The sequence below is a fragment of the Flavobacterium sp. 90 genome, from assembly GCF_004339525.1.
Classification (GTDB): domain Bacteria; phylum Bacteroidota; class Bacteroidia; order Flavobacteriales; family Flavobacteriaceae; genus Flavobacterium.
Genome location: NZ_SMGE01000001.1, coordinates 5,951,635 through 5,968,448, shown reverse-complemented (window position 1 = coordinate 5,968,448; position 16,814 = coordinate 5,951,635). Strand labels below are relative to the sequence as shown.

The window sequence follows — 16,814 nt, the reverse complement described above, 5'->3', positions numbered from 1 at the left end:
ATAATCCATCATCTTTATAGTAATTGTAAAGATGATGGATTTTTTGTTTTATAAATGGTTGTAAATTTTAAGAAAAGAATATTATAAGGCTTAATTCGATTGACATGAAGTACTAAAAATCACACCAGAATCTTTGAACCATCTCGAAGAAGTAAAATCTGTTTTGTCAACCTGAATGCATTTGAGATTTTCATTTTTAAGAGCAGAAACATAGGATATTGTGCTATTATTTCCGTTTTTGAGATTAAGTGAAATCAATTCATTCGAAGAACAAATTAAATCAAGCAATGCTGTGTTTTTGGATAAATCGAGAGTTTTCAACTTGTTTTCTTCGCATGAAACTCTCGTTAATTGAAGATTGTGAGACAGCTCTAAATTTTCTAATTTATTTTGCTTACAACGAAATTCTTTCAAAGCTGTATTTTTACTGATATCCAAATTCTTCAATAGATTAGAGTTGCATTCAAGATACATTAAAAGAGTATTTTGACTTGGATCCAAACTTGTCAGTTTATTTGAACTACAATTAAAATACCATAAAACCGTATTTTTAGAGACATCCAAAGTTGTTATTTGATTCGATGCGCAGCTAAAATTACGTAATATTGTATTTGAACTTACATTAAGTTCTTTTAATTTATTCTCATTGCAATACAGCTTGCTCAGGTTTTTATTTTTAGAAATATCCAGATTTGTCAATTGATTATCGGCACACTCAAGTTTTTCTAATTTTGGGTTCTGACTAATGTCTAAAACAGTTAAGAGATTATGACTGCAAAATAACTCCTCTAAAATTACATTTTTAGATAAATCCAAAGTTGTCAATTTATTGTCATTACATCGTAAAATTGTCAAAGCAGTGTTTTTGGAAACATTTAAATTCTTCATTTTATTAGACTGACAATCAATGTAATTCAAACGCATATTTTTAGACAAATCCAGGTTTGTTATTTGATTGGAATAGCAGCCCAATTCGATTAGAGAAGTGTTTTTACTAACGTCTAGCTCCGTTAATAAGGCATTGTCACAATATAAAGTAGTAAGTGCTTTGTTTTTAGACAATTTCAAAGATTTTAAATCGTTGTAACCACAGCTCAAATTTAGTAAAGCTTTATTTTGGCTAACATCTAAAGAAGTCATATGATTATTTTCACAATTTAAAAAAGTAAGTGCTTTATTGTGAGAAACATCTAAATCGATACTATTCACTTCACAATTTAATTCTTTTAAAGCCTTATTTGTAGAAATATCCAAAGTAGTAAGCCAATTTTCCTGACAGTAAAGCGCAGTCAGATTTTTATTATTGCTTACAGTTAAGTAGCTCATTTGGTTTTTAGTACAAGTAAGTTTTGTCAAGGCTTTACATTCGCTAATGTCCAGATTTTCAATACCATTTTTAGAGCAATCCAACGTTTTTAAAGCGATAAAAGCTTCCAAACCTTTTAGGTCTTTGATTTGGCTATTCGAAACATCCAAATCTGTAATAGTGGCAATATTTGCTGTAAAGACTCTTCCGTCCGGTTCACCAGAATCATATTTTAATGCAATTAAAGCTTTCTCAAAATTAATATCCGGAATCACCGTATATCCAGGTTCGAGTTCTATGCATATTATCCTGCATTTTGAAAAGTCTGACATAGAACTGCCATCATATGGTTTACCATCAAAATCTGCGCTAATGCATTTTAGATCAGGATTTTCCTCAACAAACATATAACTTATACGAGGACAATTTTTAATATTCAAATCAGTTAATTGATTTTTGGAACAATCAAAACCTTTTAAAGAAGGACTGTTTGATAAATCCAATGTTTTTAACTGATTCTTACGACATCCCAAATCTTTCAAAGCTTTGTTAGGACTAAGATCCAATGCAGTCAATTGATTATTGGAACAGTCTATGGTTTTAAGGGTATTATTTTTGGAAAAACTTATCGCTGTTAGTTGATTGTCAAAACATTGTAAATAACCCAAATTAATGTTCTGAGTTAAATTCAATTGGGTTAGTTTATTATATTGACATTCTAAAGTAGCTAAATTTGTATTTTGGCTTAAATCCAGCGAAGTAAGTTCATTATTAAAACACTGCAAATATTGTAAAACTTTATTCTGATGCAAATTCAAAGAAGTTAACTGATTTTGAAAACAAAATAATTCTATTAAAATACTGTTTTTACTTACATCTAAAGTTTCTAATTTATTGCTGGAGCAAAATAGCTCACTTAGTTTTGTATTTTGTGTTACATCTAATGCTGTTAATAAATTATTGAAACAACGTAAATAAATAAGAGCTGTATTTTGGGTTAAATTTAATGATTTCAGTCTGTTATCAAAACAATCTAAATTAGTCAAAGCGGTATTTTTGCTAAGATCGAGCTTCGTTAATTTATTTCCACCACAGAACAATTCAGTTAAGGACTCAAAATCTTGTATGCCAGTTAAATCTGAGATGTTTTTTTTCGAAATATCCAATCTTTTTACATTGGCAATACTAGCTGTCAATACTTTTCCGTCAGGTTTACCAGAATCATATCCCATATCAATCAGGCATTTTTCAAAATTAGAATCAGGGATTAAGGTATATCCGGTTTTGGCTTGCGAAAACAAATTATTTGACGCGCAACAAAGCAAAATAACAAATAGTATTCTTTTCATAAATCACTCTTTTATACAAATTGGAATTACAGAATATGGTTTTTCAAACATAAACAGGTCTAATAATTTTTGATGCTAATTTATTTCTGAATAACAAATACAGTACTATAAGCAGACCTTACCGTTTTTCCTTTTATCTGTCCCGGAATCCATTTTGGCATTTTATTCAGGACTCTCAAAGCTTCTGCGCCGGAACCATAACCATAATCTCGCAGTACTTTTTGATTCGTAATTGTTCCGTCTTTTTCGATTATAAAATACAAATAAATTTTTCCTTGAATTCTTTCTCCTTCGTCTTTTGGTGCTTTAAAGTTCTTCTCTACAAACTTATTTCTTGCAGCCATTCCTCCGTTATAATCTGGCAATACATCTAGGTCTACTGTATTATAAATCTTGTTTTCGTCTATAGTTCCGGGCGCGATTATTGCCGGAGGAGTATATAGGGTACCAATATTTCCTGTGCCTTCGATTGGTTTATTGCCTAAATATTTAATATTAACTACATTTGAAATTAAAGCAAGCCAATATCCATCATCATTTTTTAGAAGATAATAATCAGAAGAAGGAGTTGTATCTAAACCACAACCGGGTCTGTTTCCTGTTATGACTGCTAATATTTCGACATTCTTATTTTTTATTACTTTATTGGCGCCACTGTAGATATAATCTTTGTCCGCCAGAAAATTAAAGAATGGCTTAACGCTTTGTGCATCAATACCTTTTATAGGAATTAGCTTATCACTTCTATAATAAGTGTAAACATTATTTTTGTCTTTATAACAATTCAGAATTCTTTCAAAAGTCTCAGCATCTGCGGTTGTTTCTTTGCTGTTGATATAAATTTTATTATCACTTTCATACAACTGATATTCGTAAAGTTTCTTTCCTGTTGAATTGAAGATGTCTGTTTTAGCATTTTTTGCAGCATTGATTTGCGTCTGAGAGAGATTTTTATACATTTTCTTTTTAGAAAGATCATAAGCCTGATTTTCATATATCAAATAGCGATAGGATTGGCCAAGAAAAGTATTTTTGGATGTAACTTTATGTGTATAAACAAAAGGGAATTTCTTAAACTCAGATTTTCCTTCTTTTTCGTTCCATTCTCGTCTATAAATTCCATTTTTATCAAAGTACCAATCTGAAAACGGAATCATTCCAAAAGTTTTAGCGTCAACTTCAGGAAATGGATAATTTGTACCCGCATAAATCATTTTTCCATCAGAAATAAAACGGCTGTTTTCCTGATCCCAAGCTTTTATTTTTTCTGGATTTTTTGCTGTAAGTATTGTTTTTTCACCATCATAATACACAAAATTCTTATCTATAGAATAATGTCGGGACAATGGTCGAATGGTTTTTGCATCAATATTTGGAACAAGCATCCGGCCTGTTAATGTCAATACTTCTTTTGAAGTTTTCATTAAATAATCATTTACAGAACGAAGCGTATCGCCATTATGCAGTCCAATCTCGCCATTTATATAAACATAGTTTTTGTCATAAATAATAGCTTCAAAAGTTTCTGAAAGTGAATTTACATCGGCGTTTTTTATCTTTTTAAAATTATAATAAAGATGATTTTTGTCTTTAAAATAAAGCGTTGAAAAATTACTGGCAGATCTGAAACTTTCGATATCAATATCTTCTGTAATCTCGATATTGTTTTTAAAAAGTTTATACTTTGTTTTCCATACTAAATCCGGGCGAGCAAGGTATTCTGTATTCCTGATTTCGGCCAGGATTTTAAATCCGGTTGTATCAGTTGCTATAAAATCGCCATTATAATAAACACCATTTTTATCTAAAGCAAAAAGACCATATTCATTGAATCTTGGAGATCTAAAAGATTCAACATCTGCGTCTTTTAGAATTTTTCGTTCACTCGCATTTTTTTGAAAAATTACATAGTTATTGTTTTTGATATAAAGCGGAGCCGAATAACCTGCACTTGGATATATTGCAAAAGCAGTATCAACAATAGGATCTATTACCGAAAAGGAATCCGGAGTTTGTGCACAGCTTAAATTTGAAAGCAATATAATTGATAATACTAAAAAGTAATATTTATTCATGTTGTGGTATCTATTATGGTTTTTCGGTTCTCTTTATTATATAGATATATTAAAATCTAAAAAGGTTGGGAGAGGAGAAACTTTTTTTGTTTTATCAATTAATGTACTGTTAAAAATGCTAATATATAGATTAGTTTGGGATAGTTTACTGTTTAATTTGTGTGTAATAAAAGTTAAAAAGTGAGAAATGATTTTACGAGGTTTTTAAATTCCTGAAAACTTTAATTTTTAATTTTAGTAGTACATATAAAGTATAAACTGACTTATATTTGGGTAAAAAAATAAAGCTATTTTTTATATTATTGTAAGTTGAGAATCTATTACTGTTTCTTAAAATTATTTTATGAATTTAAAAACTACATTTTTGCACAGATTACTTTTACCAATGTTGCTTTTTATTTTCATGCCTGCTATTCATGCTCAGACCTCGTTGCAGTTGAATTGGATTAATCCATTAGAATCTAATGCGCTATTTTCTGTTAAAGCTAAAAGCGTAAAAACTGATGCTGCAGGGAATATCTATCTTGCTGGGAACTTTACCGGTACAACCGATTTTGATCCAAGTGAAGGAATAGCCAATTTGACGAGTGCCGGCGAAGAGGATGTTTTTGTAGCAAAATACGATTTCAACGGAAAATATATATACGCCTGTGCTTTAGGCGGAATCGAATATGATAATTGTAACGCACTCGCTGTTGACCGTTATGGGAATGCCTATATTACCGGAAGCTTTAAAGATAAAGCCAATTTTACTTCTAAGAAAAAAATAATAAAAAAGGCTAGTGCGGGTGATTTTGATATTTTTATTGCTAAATATGATCCTGACGGAAGATTACTTTATGCGAATACAATAGGCGGAAAAGAGCGTGATTATGGACAAGCCATTGCTGCGGACGATAATGGAAATGTATATGTCACAGGTTATTTTACGGGAATCTGCGATTTTGACTCTGGAAAAGGAATAACCAATCTCTCCAGTCAAGATGGCGTTCATTTGTTTTTTACCAAATATGATGCAAATGGTGAGTATGTATATGCAAAAAACATAAATGGCAACAGTTCAGGAATTGCCAATGACGATAAAGGCAACGTTTATCTTACCGGATATTATGCAGGTACTGCAGATTTTGATCCAGGAAAGGGAGTTGCAATTATGAAGAGTATTTATGATGAGAATATTTTCTTTGCAAAATATGATTCTTATGGGAATTTCGTTTTTGTAAAAAATATAGGAAGCGAAAGTTCAAAAGATGAAAGTAAAGCTATAGCTCTTGATCGTGACAATAATATCTACCTTACCGGATTTTTTGAAAACGAAGCAGATTTTGATCCGGGAATAGGAACCGCAATTTCATCTGCACCAGAACCAAGCGGAATGTTTCTCGCCAAATATAATGCAGAAGGAGATTATATTTATGCCAAAAGTATGTCTGGAGGAAGAGGAGTAATTGGCAATGCTATTGCTGTAGACAGCACAGGAAACGCATATGTTACAGGCTATTTTGAAGGTACAGTTGATTTTGACCCAAGTGCAGAAATTGCCAAGCTGACAAGTCCGGGGAGAACAAAAGAAACGACAGGTTATGAAGCCGATATTTTTCTGGCGAAATATGATATTAAAGGTAATTATATTTACGCCAAATCTATGGGAGGCAAGGATTATGATAAAGGACATGGTATCGCACTTACAACAGACGGAAGGATATATCTTGCGGGAACATTTGACAGTCCGGCGAGTTTTGATCCGCTAAATAATGCCAATTTTGTCAAATTAAAAAAGGCTACTTATGGCGCTTTTCTAGCTTCTTATAGTGAATGTAATATCAATGAAAATGAGATAATAAAGACCAATTAGAATATTTTTGATTTGATAGAGAACAGCTTTGCATATCATACTTTTATTATTATAAAAAACAAAAAAAGTTTATGCTGTGAGGCATAAACTTTTTTGATATTAGGGTATAAAAAAATCTTAATTTGTTCCCGCAGCACTTTTATCCACAAGAAATATTAATTCTCCCGAAACAGGTTTTATCAACTGCATTGGGTAAGTTTCAGGATTGTAATTTCCTGTTGTTACTTCTTTTAAAGCATGCGCTTTTTTCTCTCCAAAAGCTACAACTACAATCTTTTCGGCTTTGTTTATTAACGGAGCTGTAAGCGTAATTCGGTGCATTTTTTGAGGTTCAAGATAATAGGCGTCAACCCATTTAGTTTGTTCTTGTAATACTTCTTGTCCGGGAAAAAGTGACGCTGTATGTCCGTCGTCTCCCATTCCTAATAAGATAAGATCAAATTTGCCTTCATCGCCAAGAACTTTTCTAATAGATTGTTCGTAAGTAACTGCATAATCTTCTGGTGTAACACCATCTTTGTACATTTCAAAAATATTTTCTGCCGGAACAGGAACGTGGCTTAATAATGACGCATAAGACATTTTTGCATTGCTTAAATCATCATTTAAAGGCACCCAACGCTCGTCTCCCCAGAATACAAAAACTTTGCTCCAGTCTATTTTAGTTTTGTAAGCATCAGAAGCTAATAATTTGTAAATTCCTGCAGGAGAAGAACCTCCCGTAAGTACAACTGTAAATTTGTCTTTCTCGGCAATTGCTTTTTGTGCAGCTGTTACGAAAATATCGGCAGCTGTAGTATTAATTTCTTCTGTATTATTGTAAATCTTTATCATCTAAAATTTCTTCTTTTGTTTGTATGTTTGGAATCCATTTATGACCCTGACGCGCCAATAGTTCATCGGCTTCTTCAGGTCCCCAGCTTCCTGCTTTGTAATTAGGGAAATTGGTTGGTGCCGTAGTTTTCCAAACTTGTTGAATCGTATCAATTGCATCCCAGGCTTGTTCTACCTGATCCCAACGCATAAATAGAGTAGGATCTCCTGCCAAAGCATCGGCGATAAGCGTTTCATAAGCTTCCGGTGACATTGTAGAACAAGAGAAATAATCAAAAATCATTTCTGCCGGTCTTAATGAAAGTGATAATCCTGGCTTTTTGGTCATAAACTGCAACTTGATATCCATTGCAGGCTGAATATTGATAATCAATCTGTTTGGTGTCATTCCTTCTTTTCCATAAGAAAATGCCGAATGCGGAACAGGTTTAAACTGTATAATGATCGAAGATTGTTTTTCCTGCATTCTTTTTCCGGTACGCAAATAAAACGGAATTCCCTGCCATCTCCAGTTATCCAGATAGATTTTCATCGCAACATAGGTTTCGGTATTAGAATCAGGAGCAATTCCTTTATCTTCACGATATCCTACAACAGGTTTTCCTTTTATAAGTCCTGAATCGTATTGACCGCGAACAATATAGTGATCTACTTCATCAGGTTTAATGCGGCGAATCGATTTTAAAACATCGGCTTTACGGTTTCTAATATCATCTGCTTCAAGTGAAGCCGGAGCTTCCATAGCCGTCATACATAAAATTTGAAGCAAATGGTTTTGAATCATATCTTTTAATGCACCAACGCCTTCATAGAATCCTCCGCGTTCTTCAACGCCAACTTCTTCGGCAACTGTAATTTGAACAAAATCAATAAAATTACGGCTCCACAAAGGTTCAAACATTGAGTTTCCAAAACGGAAAGCCAAGATGTTTTGTACTGTTTCTTTACCTAAGTAATGATCAATTCTATAAATTTGTTCTTCCTGAAAAGTCTGCGAAAGCATGGCATTCAATTCAATTGCAGAAGTTTTATCGTAACCAAAAGGTTTTTCGATAATAATTCGATCTTGCTTTGGATTAGCTGCAAGACCAATTTTCTTAATATTACTTGAAATTGTAGTAATAAAAGAAGGCGTAATCGAAAGGTAAAAAAGACGATTGGCACGTTCTCCAAAAGCTTCATCGATACTGTTTATCTTATCGTTTAAACTTTGATAAGATTCTTCTTTGTCAATATCAAGACTGTGATAACTTATATGTGAAAGAAATTTTTGAGTTTCAGGATCCGAAAGTCCTTTTTTTCTCGAAAAGGTTTCCAGATTTTCTAAGACATAACTACGGAAATCTTCATTGCTTTTTTCGGCTCTTCCCAGTGCGATAATCTCAAACTTATCAGACATACGTCCGTCAAGATAAAGATTTTGAAATGCAGGAAAGAGTTTTCTTTTTGCTAAATCTCCGGTTCCTCCAAAAATCACAATGATTGTTGGATTTATATTTTTGAACTTACCCATTTGTGTGTTGTCGTTGTGTTGTTTAAAGTTCTTTATTCAGACCATTTTGTGTGAAACACACCCGGAACATCTGTACGTTCGTAAGTATGTGCTCCAAAATAATCTCGTTGTGCCTGAATTAAATTTGTTGGAAGATTTTCTGATCTGTAAGCATCAAAATAAGCCAATGAATTCATAAGTCCGGCTACAGGCAATCCTTTTTGAACAGCAAATTGAATAACTGCTCTCATTCCTGCCTGGTTATTTGTTAATTCTGAAGCGATTCCAGAATCTAAAAGTAAGTTTGGTAAATCAGATTTCGAAACATATGCTTTTCTGAAATCTTCTAAAATAGCAGCACGAATAATACAGCCGCCACGCCATATTTTGGCAACAGTTTCCAGATTTAATCCGTAATTATATTCTTTAGAAGCTGTGTGAAGCTGAGCTAATCCTTGCGCATAAGTCACAACGATAGAAAAATATAAAGCCGATTTTAATGCCGCAATTGCTTCACTTGTATTAACATCAGTTTTAGTAGCTTCCCAAGTTAATTTTTTGGCAGCTTCAATTCTTTCCGGTTTAGTTTTAGACATATCGCGCATAAAAACTGCTGCATCGATTGTTGGAATTGGAACTTGCAAATCCATTGCGTTTTGAGAAGTCCATTTTCCTGTACCTTTAGATTTTGCCCAATCCGAAATTTTATTGATTAACGGACTTCCGTCTTCGTCTTTTTCTTTTAAGATACTTCCGGTAATTTCGATCAAATAAGATTTAAGCTCGTGAGTTTGGTTCCATTCTTCAAAAGTTTTCTGAATCGTCTCTTCATCAAGATTATAACCTCTTTTCATCAAGTCATAAATCTCAGAAATCAACTGCATAATTCCGTATTCGATTCCGTTATGAACCATTTTTACATAGTTTCCGGCAGAACCGTTTCCTAGATATTCTACACAAGGTTCTCCATCTACTTTTGCTGCAATAGCTTCAAAAATTGGGCGAAGTCTTTCGTATGCTTTCTGATCTCCACCCGGCATCATTGCAGGACCAAATCTCGCGCCTTTTTCACCACCTGAAATTCCCATTCCAAAGAAGTGAATTCCTTTATCAGATAATTCTAAAAATCTTCTGTCAGTATCCGTATAAAAAGTATTTCCACCATCAATTATAATGTCTCCTTTGTCCAAGTGAGGCAATAAACTTGCTATTGCGCTGTCGACAGGTTTTCCCGCAGGAACCAGCAACATAATAGCTCTTGGTTGTTGAATAAGCGATACAAAATGTTTAACATCTGTAGTAGCTTCAATTATATGATCAGAATCAGCTTCCTGTTGAAGTGAATTAACTTTCTCAGTATCTAAATCTAAACCTGCTGCAGCAAAGTTATGACTCGCAATATTCAAAAGTAAATTACGCCCCATTACACCGAGTCCTACAATTCCAAAATCAAATTTGTTCATAGTTTTCAATTAACTAAAATTATTATAAAATGCTTTTCTGAATAGAAACCAGAGAAAATAGTAATCCTTTTTCTTTCAGTTCGTTATCAAAAAAAGTTAGTTTTAATCTTATATTTTAAGATCTACAGCGCTAAGTTAGAGAAAAATGGTGAAATAAGAGGTGATTAATAATCCACTTTTAGGCTTATTATCATACTTTTTTTCTTGTGGAAATAAAAACTCGAAATCTGTAGTATTTCTATTTGTTCAAGATTTTTAAAAGCAAAGCTTAAACACAATTTTTTTGAAGAGGCTCCAGCTTTAGCTGGAGTTTATATAAGATCAATTTGAATGGCTTTAGCCAAAACTCTGGCAAAGACGCAAAATCGCAAAGGTTTGTCATTTCGACGGAGGAGAAATCTTCGCGAGAAGCTACACAAAGATTGAATTTGCGTTGCGGAGTTACTTGTGGAGATTTCTCCTCCGTCGAAATGACAATATTGTGTTTGAACTTTGCGTCTTAGCGCCTTTGCGAGATTAAAAATATAGTAGAAAACAGCTTTAAAAAATCACTTCGATAGTCGTTCCTTTTCCTGTTTCGGATATTATTTTCATTTCTCCGTTTAGTGATTTCGTTCTTTCTTTTATGTTTCGCAGTCCAATACCTTCTTTTATTTTTTCGGAATTAAATCCAATTCCGTTATCCCAAATGCGAATGGTAATTTTATCTCCGGTTTTTAAAAGCATTATATAACATCTTTCGGCTTTAGAGTATTTGTTACTGTTTTGCAAGGCTTCCTGAATGATGCGATAAATATGTATTTTATTCGTACTTGAAACCGGAGTCCAGTCTATAACTTTATCAACCGAGAAATCAAACTTTGTATTGAACTGATTTTGTTGCGATTCTACCAGATTTTTTATTACATCAGTAAAACTATTATCTTCAAAAAGTTGGTTTTGCGTTAAGTTATGAGAAACTCTTCTGATTTCATTTTCTGTTTTTTCAAGCTCTTTTACAAGTTGTTCTTTTTTATCATCTTGAGTAGAATCCAGCTGAATTAAATTAAAACGCGTTGTAAAAACACTGTTTACAATTCCGTCGTGAAGTTCCATCGCAATACGATTTCTCTCTTCGTTACGCACACATTCTGTTTCTGATTGCTGCTTTAGCAAAAGCTGATAAATTCTTTCATTTGCTTCTTGTTGTTCTTTTATAAAAGAAAGCTCTTTGTTTTTTACTCGTAAACGATATATAATCAGAAAGATTCCTAAAAAGAGAATTATAATTCCGGAACTAATTATAATAATGGTATTTCTACGAGATAAAATCTCATTTTTTTCTTCGACCTGATCCGTTTCATATTCTATTCTTGCAAATTTGTCTTTTGTAATTCTTTCGACTTTTTGCAGACTGTCATTAATTTTTAAATATTGAGAAGTATAAAAGTTTTTGTTTTCTAAATCATTCGCCATTAACAACTTCAATGATTCAATGGTATGCAGATTACTTTTAATTTCTTTAGACAGTTTAAGACCTTCTTTCAGATAAGCTAATCCTTTGTTTTTATCCTTTTTATAAAGATAATATTCACCAATATTAATTTTACTCGATGCAATACCAATTGACACCTCGAGACTATCTCTTATTTTTAAGGACTCAAACAGAAGCTTATCAACACCTTTAAAATCGCCAATTTTCATTTTTGAGTAAGCAAGATTATCCAATAACATCGCGTATGATTTTGGATGTTTGTTTTTTATGTCCTTTATTTTTAGACCTTTTTTGTATAAACGTATTGCTTCGGGATAATTTTTTAGTTTTTCATAAACTCTTCCGATATTGTTAAAACAAGATACTCTCGATTTTTCGATTTTGCTTTTAGGATAACCTTCTTTTTCCTGTTTTTCTAATTGTTTTAGAGCCAGGTCAAAATACTTTAGAGATTCTGTACTGTTATTAAGTTCTTTTAGCGAAATGGCCAATATTACATAACATTCATAAATTAGTCGTGTATTATTCGTTTTTATAAGTAATCTCAAAGCTTCTACAGCTTGTGCTTCACTTTCGGAAAAGATTCCGGCATCAAACAAAATTCCGGCTTTGTATAATTTTGTTCTGCCAATGTTTAGCGTATCTTTTATTTGAGAATATACTTTTTCTGATTGAGAATAGTAATTAAAAGCGCTGTCCAATTGTGATTCTTCATCATAATAATCCCCAAAGAAATATAATGATTTAGCAATATGAGCATCATCTTTTGCTTCGACAGATAAATTATGGACACTTTTAACTACAGTCAGAAATTTGCTGTATTTATCGATGCTATAATATTTGCTTGCAATTTTGAAATAAAGATTTCTATTGATCGAATCGTTTTTATGTTCTAATAATTGATTGTAGAGTGTGTCAATTATTTTATCTTTTTCGTCATTTTCCGCTGATGAAGAATCAAGATTTTTTAAAGCGATGGTGACATTTTTTTTTAATTCGTCAGTTTTGTGTGCATCCTGGCACGCTGTAATTTGAAAAAAAATAATTAGCAGTACTATTTTAAAGTTTGCTTTCAATTGTTTTGGACATAGTGGTTATACTTCCAAAAATAAATATTAATAACCAGATAATAACAGTATTATCTGGTTATTAATTAAAAAATCTTAACCTTGAGCTTTATCTTTATCATCAACCCCATCAGTAAGCTTAGATGTAGTATTTGGGTTATCGTTATTGGTTGGAGGAGTTATCTTAGTTTCTTTATTCAAAGCTTCAGCATTTGGTCCTTCAACACTGTCTGCAGTACAAGATGTCATTAAAATAATCGCTGTTAAACAGCCGAAAAGAGTTATTAGTTTTTTCATTAGAAAATAGTTAAAAATTAGAAAATGGTTTATTTGGGCATTATCCACATTGGAATACCTTTTTTAGAAAAGTCGGGAATTGACCATTCTGAAATATTAAAAATGACACTGCAAAAAAGCAGATGTTCCCCCATTTTCAATATCAATTTTTAGAAGCTTCTTTGGTTAAATCTGTTGCAAATTAAACGGATATAAGAGACAGATTGTAGAATTTTAGGCAGGTTATAGTGAGCCTGTTTACCAGAATAGTTTTAAGTAGAATCTGCGTGGTGAAATAGGAGTATTTAAAATCCTTAGTTTTTTAGAACTATCAAAAAGAATAATTTCATCGAAATTTAAATATTGATTTTCCTGATTATTGCATCAACATTGTCTTTGTACGTCAATGAAAATGGCAATATTTCATTGTAATTAAGATAACACTTTGATTTGCTCAAATGTATTCTCGATACATGATTGATGTTTACGATGTAGCTTTTATGAATTCTAAGAAAGTAAAATGGCAAAGTGCCTTCAAAATGTTTCAGCGTTTTATAGGCATTAACCGTTTTGCCGTTATCCATTTGAATATCAGTAGTATTATTGTCTGCTTTTAAATAGGTAATGTTTTGCAAATCAACAAATTGATAATCGCTATAAGATTTAATACAAATTGTTGATACAACATTTGGAGGATTTCTTTTTTCGAATTTAAATAACATTTTCCCCAATTCGTGCAAATGTAAAGGTTCAGTCATATAATCTGAAAATCCTGATTGTATGGCACTAAGCGCATAATCTGGCGTTGAAGCCAATGCAATGAAATACGGAATGTAATCCAGATACTGAAATAACTCTGTTACAGTTTTAAAGAATGCGTTGGCATCATTAGATTTAGCAGAAATGCGAAAAAATACCAATTGTGGTTTTATTTTTATAATTTGGTTTATCGCTGATTGACTATCTTTGACAACACCAGCGCAAAAATAATTAGGGAAATTGTCAAAGAGTTCCAGAGTTCCCTTGACATCAGTGGCATTGTCGTCGATAAGAAGAAAAGAAAATCGCATTAAATTATAGTAAGAATAAAAAGCTGCAAGCTAGGCAAGTAAATATTTTTTTTGTTGCAGAAAAACTGCTTGTTTTGTTAAAGTTTAAAAAAAATGTTTGAATGAATGTACTCATAGTAGATGATCATCCAATGACCGTAGAAGGTTATATAAATGCACTCTCAATGGCGCCTTTTGCATTAAATTCTCCTATTTTTTCAAAAGCCCATAATTGCGAGGAAGCTTACAATTGTCTTATGAAAACTTCCTTAACCAAAGTATCATTTGACATTGCTATAATTGATAAAGGTTTGCCGGGATATGAAGAAAAATCTATTCTGTCAGGAAGTGATTTGGCTGGTTTTATTAAAGAAATCATGCCCAATTGCAAAATTATTATGATCACCGCACATACCGAAGTTCTCGTTGTTTATGAACTGTACAAAAATGTGCGATTAGATGGACTTATCATAAAAAATGATATTACTCCGGATAAATTGCAACAAGCTGTAGCAGAGGTTTTACAAGGCAATTCATATAAAAGTATTACAGTTCAAAACTGCATTAACGACATCTGGAAAAAAGAATTAATGGTTGAAGATTATAACCGTCAGATTCTATTCTATTTATCCAAAGGTTTTAAAGTAAAAGAACTGGAAGGAGTTATCTTTTTGACTACAAGTGCAATCCAAAAACGCATTATCAGAATGAAAAGAGCTTTTGACGTGACTGACGATTCCGGTTTGGTCAAAGAAGCTATAAAACAAGGGTTTATTTAAAACCAATTTTCAAAAATTAACAATATTTATCTAAAAACAACCTTCTTTGTTAAAGGTTGTTTTTGCTATGTATACAATTCATCTCTTCTTTATAAGTTTGATAAAAATTATCAATTATTTGCTTTTTTAACAAAAACCAAGTGCACATGATTAATGTTAGAGAAGGGTTGGTTGCAATTTTTTAGAATTGAGGGAACATAAAGGAGAAAACCTTAAACCGAATAAACCACGTGAAGGAGCGATACAAAAAACATAAAAAACAATTAACATGAAAAAAGTAAAATTCGTAGGTAAATTAACTCTAAACAAAGTTACCGTTGCAAAATTAAATAATGAACAAATGACTAAAGTTGTTGGTGGTGGACAAACTGAAAAACCATCTACAACAAAGTCAACTAACAATACTTGCGGATTATTGTGTACTTACTAAGTTTTTTTGGTTTTTAATACTTTGAGACACCTTCCTGTTTTATCCTTGAAAAATAGGAAGGTGTTAAATTATAAAAAAATGTAATAACTCTTTAGAAAACGTGAATGCCCATATTTTTAATATTGATAGCATCATTAAAATTGTTTTAAGAATTCAGTGATATTTAATTGTATAACAAATGTGGAATAAAATTATAAAAAACGACGATTTAGTAAGTAAAGTAGAGAAAAAACTAAAGGAAATTTCAAAATCCTTCGACACTTACGACGAATCAGATTGTTCTTTGTTTTTAGGACAATCAGGATTGGTATTATTCATGGCTTATCATTCTAAGCACAAAGAACGCTTAAATGAAAGTGAAGCTTATGTTCAGGAGTTATTTGATTATTTTCAGGAGCCGGATAATTTGAATTTTTCTTTTGGAATCGCCGGAATTTTGCATACGCTTTATCATTTAGAGAAAGAAGATTTTTTTGATTTTGAGGATAACATCAGCGATTTTGACTACTCAATTTTTCATGAATTTATTTCTAATGATACCTCTTTAGATTTTTTGCACGGTAATACAGGAGTTGTATTTAGTCTTTTAGAACAAAATATTGGGTCTAAATATGATTATTTATTTGACGCCTGGCTAGCTTCGATTGATAGAATAAAAGAGAATGATCCAAATTTTTTAAAATGGAAAGTTGATTTTACATTGGCAAAAGATGAACATCCTACAGAAGGATATTCTTTTGGACTTGCGCATGGAGTGCCGTCTATAATTCTTGTTCTGCTAAAATTATTTGATAGAAAGAAAGATTTTAAATTACTACAATATTTAAATAAAAGTATTGACTTTTTGCTAAGCGTTAGATTTGATGCTTCATCAGAATTTTATTTTCCAAGTCAATTAGTAAATAATGACAAAACCGACAGTAATCTGGCTTGGTGTTATGGAGATTTAGGAGTTGCGATGGCAATTTTTCAATATGCTAAATACTTTGACAAAAGAGATTTAGTAGCATTTGCATTAGAAATATTTACAAAGCATTCCTCAAAAAGAGATGTTCTTACTTATACGGTTGTTGACGCAAGCATTTGCCACGGAAGCGCCGGTATTGCACATATTTATGCCAGAATCTATAATTATACTAATATCGAATTATACAGAGAAACTGCCGAATATTGGTACGGAATCACTTTAGAAAAAGCAGAACATCCTGATGGAATTGCCGGATATAAGCAATTTCACGGTAAAGATGAGCCATTAGTAAATGAATTTGGTTTGTTTGAAGGAGTTTCCGGTATCGGACTTTCTTTGATTAGTGCAATCAGTAATATTGAACCAAAATGGGACAGGACATTATTATTATCATAAGT

At 32.1% G+C, this 16,814-nt stretch carries 12 protein-coding genes; 4 read left to right on the top strand and 8 right to left on the bottom strand.

Annotation, left to right across the window (positions count from 1 at the left end; translation table 11 throughout):
• Nucleotides 1–90: 90 nt before the first annotated feature.
• Nucleotides 91–2,655, bottom strand: coding sequence for a hypothetical protein (locus C8C83_RS24280; RefSeq protein WP_132011940.1), 2,565 nt, complete (start codon nucleotides 2,653–2,655; stop codon nucleotides 91–93).
• A gap of 80 nt (nucleotides 2,656–2,735) precedes the next feature.
• Entirely contained in the window at nucleotides 2,736–4,730 is a 1,995-nt protein-coding gene (locus C8C83_RS24275) for a DKNYY domain-containing protein (RefSeq protein ID WP_121331109.1), read from the bottom strand.
• Between the two features lie 343 nt (nucleotides 4,731–5,073).
• Here C8C83_RS24275 and C8C83_RS24270 point away from each other — a divergent pair, with 343 nt between their 5' ends.
• Nucleotides 5,074–6,585: an SBBP repeat-containing protein gene (locus C8C83_RS24270; RefSeq protein ID WP_132011939.1), complete on the top strand. Its 1,512-nt coding sequence runs from the start codon at nucleotides 5,074–5,076 to the stop codon at nucleotides 6,583–6,585.
• Between the two features lie 117 nt (nucleotides 6,586–6,702).
• Here C8C83_RS24270 and pgl read toward each other — a convergent pair whose 3' ends face one another.
• The 6 genes from pgl to C8C83_RS24245 all read right to left on the bottom strand — a co-directional run bounded on the left by pgl (nucleotide 6,703) and on the right by C8C83_RS24245 (nucleotide 14,261).
• On the bottom strand, nucleotides 6,703–7,419 hold the full coding sequence (pgl, locus tag C8C83_RS24265) for a 6-phosphogluconolactonase (RefSeq protein ID WP_121331105.1): 717 nt from the start codon (nucleotides 7,417–7,419) through the stop codon (nucleotides 6,703–6,705).
• A complete protein-coding gene (gene zwf, locus C8C83_RS24260) occupies nucleotides 7,400–8,932 on the bottom strand; it encodes a glucose-6-phosphate dehydrogenase (RefSeq protein ID WP_121331104.1) in 1,533 nt (510 codons plus the stop codon). The genes pgl and zwf overlap by 20 nt, the downstream gene beginning before the upstream one ends.
• 32 nt (nucleotides 8,933–8,964) lie before the next feature.
• Nucleotides 8,965–10,374, bottom strand: a complete 1,410-nt coding sequence (gene gndA / locus C8C83_RS24255; RefSeq protein ID WP_121331103.1) for an NADP-dependent phosphogluconate dehydrogenase — start codon at nucleotides 10,372–10,374, stop codon at nucleotides 8,965–8,967.
• 540 nt (nucleotides 10,375–10,914) lie between these two features.
• Nucleotides 10,915–12,924: a sensor histidine kinase gene (locus tag C8C83_RS24250; RefSeq protein WP_121331102.1), complete on the bottom strand. Its 2,010-nt coding sequence runs from the start codon at nucleotides 12,922–12,924 to the stop codon at nucleotides 10,915–10,917.
• Nucleotides 12,925–13,011: 87 nt separating this feature from the next.
• Nucleotides 13,012–13,164 carry a hypothetical protein gene (locus C8C83_RS27300; RefSeq protein ID WP_158598193.1) on the bottom strand — a complete coding sequence of 51 codons (153 nt, stop codon included), beginning with the start codon at nucleotides 13,162–13,164 and terminating at the stop codon, nucleotides 13,012–13,014.
• A gap of 383 nt (nucleotides 13,165–13,547) precedes the next feature.
• Nucleotides 13,548–14,261, bottom strand: coding sequence for a LytTR family DNA-binding domain-containing protein (locus C8C83_RS24245; protein ID WP_121331100.1), 714 nt, complete (start codon nucleotides 14,259–14,261; stop codon nucleotides 13,548–13,550).
• A 101-nt stretch (nucleotides 14,262–14,362) separates the two neighbouring features.
• On the opposite strand from C8C83_RS24245, the gene C8C83_RS24240 reads away from it, so the two are divergent.
• From C8C83_RS24240 to C8C83_RS24235, 3 genes are all read left to right on the top strand, one after another.
• Nucleotides 14,363–15,019, top strand: coding sequence for a response regulator (locus C8C83_RS24240; protein ID WP_121331099.1), 657 nt, complete (start codon nucleotides 14,363–14,365; stop codon nucleotides 15,017–15,019).
• Between the two features lie 268 nt (nucleotides 15,020–15,287).
• The gene (locus C8C83_RS27295) at nucleotides 15,288–15,449 is read left to right on the top strand and encodes a class I lanthipeptide (RefSeq protein WP_158598192.1); all 162 of its coding nucleotides are present in this window, start codon (nucleotides 15,288–15,290) and stop codon (nucleotides 15,447–15,449) included.
• A gap of 178 nt (nucleotides 15,450–15,627) precedes the next feature.
• The gene (locus C8C83_RS24235; RefSeq protein ID WP_121331098.1) at nucleotides 15,628–16,812 is read left to right on the top strand and encodes a lanthionine synthetase LanC family protein; all 1,185 of its coding nucleotides are present in this window, start codon (nucleotides 15,628–15,630) and stop codon (nucleotides 16,810–16,812) included.
• Nucleotides 16,813–16,814: the final 2 nt, after the last annotated feature.

Bases quoted from the DNA above. Each gene is read 5' to 3' on its own strand.
- C8C83_RS24280 (WP_132011940.1), bottom strand. From the start codon at position 2,655: ATGAAAAGAATACTATTTGTTATTTTGCTTTGTTGCGCGTCAAATAAT.
- C8C83_RS24275 (WP_121331109.1), bottom strand. From the start codon at position 4,730: ATGAATAAATATTACTTTTTAGTATTATCAATTATATTGCTTTCAAAT.
- C8C83_RS24270 (WP_132011939.1), top strand. From the start codon at position 5,074: ATGAATTTAAAAACTACATTTTTGCACAGATTACTTTTACCAATGTTG.
- pgl (WP_121331105.1), bottom strand. From the start codon at position 7,419: ATGATAAAGATTTACAATAATACAGAAGAAATTAATACTACAGCTGCC.
- zwf (WP_121331104.1), bottom strand. From the start codon at position 8,932: ATGGGTAAGTTCAAAAATATAAATCCAACAATCATTGTGATTTTTGGA.
- gndA (WP_121331103.1), bottom strand. From the start codon at position 10,374: ATGAACAAATTTGATTTTGGAATTGTAGGACTCGGTGTAATGGGGCGT.
- C8C83_RS27300 (WP_158598193.1), bottom strand. From the start codon at position 13,164: ATGACATCTTGTACTGCAGACAGTGTTGAAGGACCAAATGCTGAAGCT.
- C8C83_RS24245 (WP_121331100.1), bottom strand. From the start codon at position 14,261: ATGCGATTTTCTTTTCTTCTTATCGACGACAATGCCACTGATGTCAAG.
- C8C83_RS24240 (WP_121331099.1), top strand. From the start codon at position 14,363: ATGAATGTACTCATAGTAGATGATCATCCAATGACCGTAGAAGGTTAT.
- C8C83_RS27295 (WP_158598192.1), top strand. From the start codon at position 15,288: ATGAAAAAAGTAAAATTCGTAGGTAAATTAACTCTAAACAAAGTTACC.
- C8C83_RS24235 (WP_121331098.1), top strand. From the start codon at position 15,628: ATGTGGAATAAAATTATAAAAAACGACGATTTAGTAAGTAAAGTAGAG.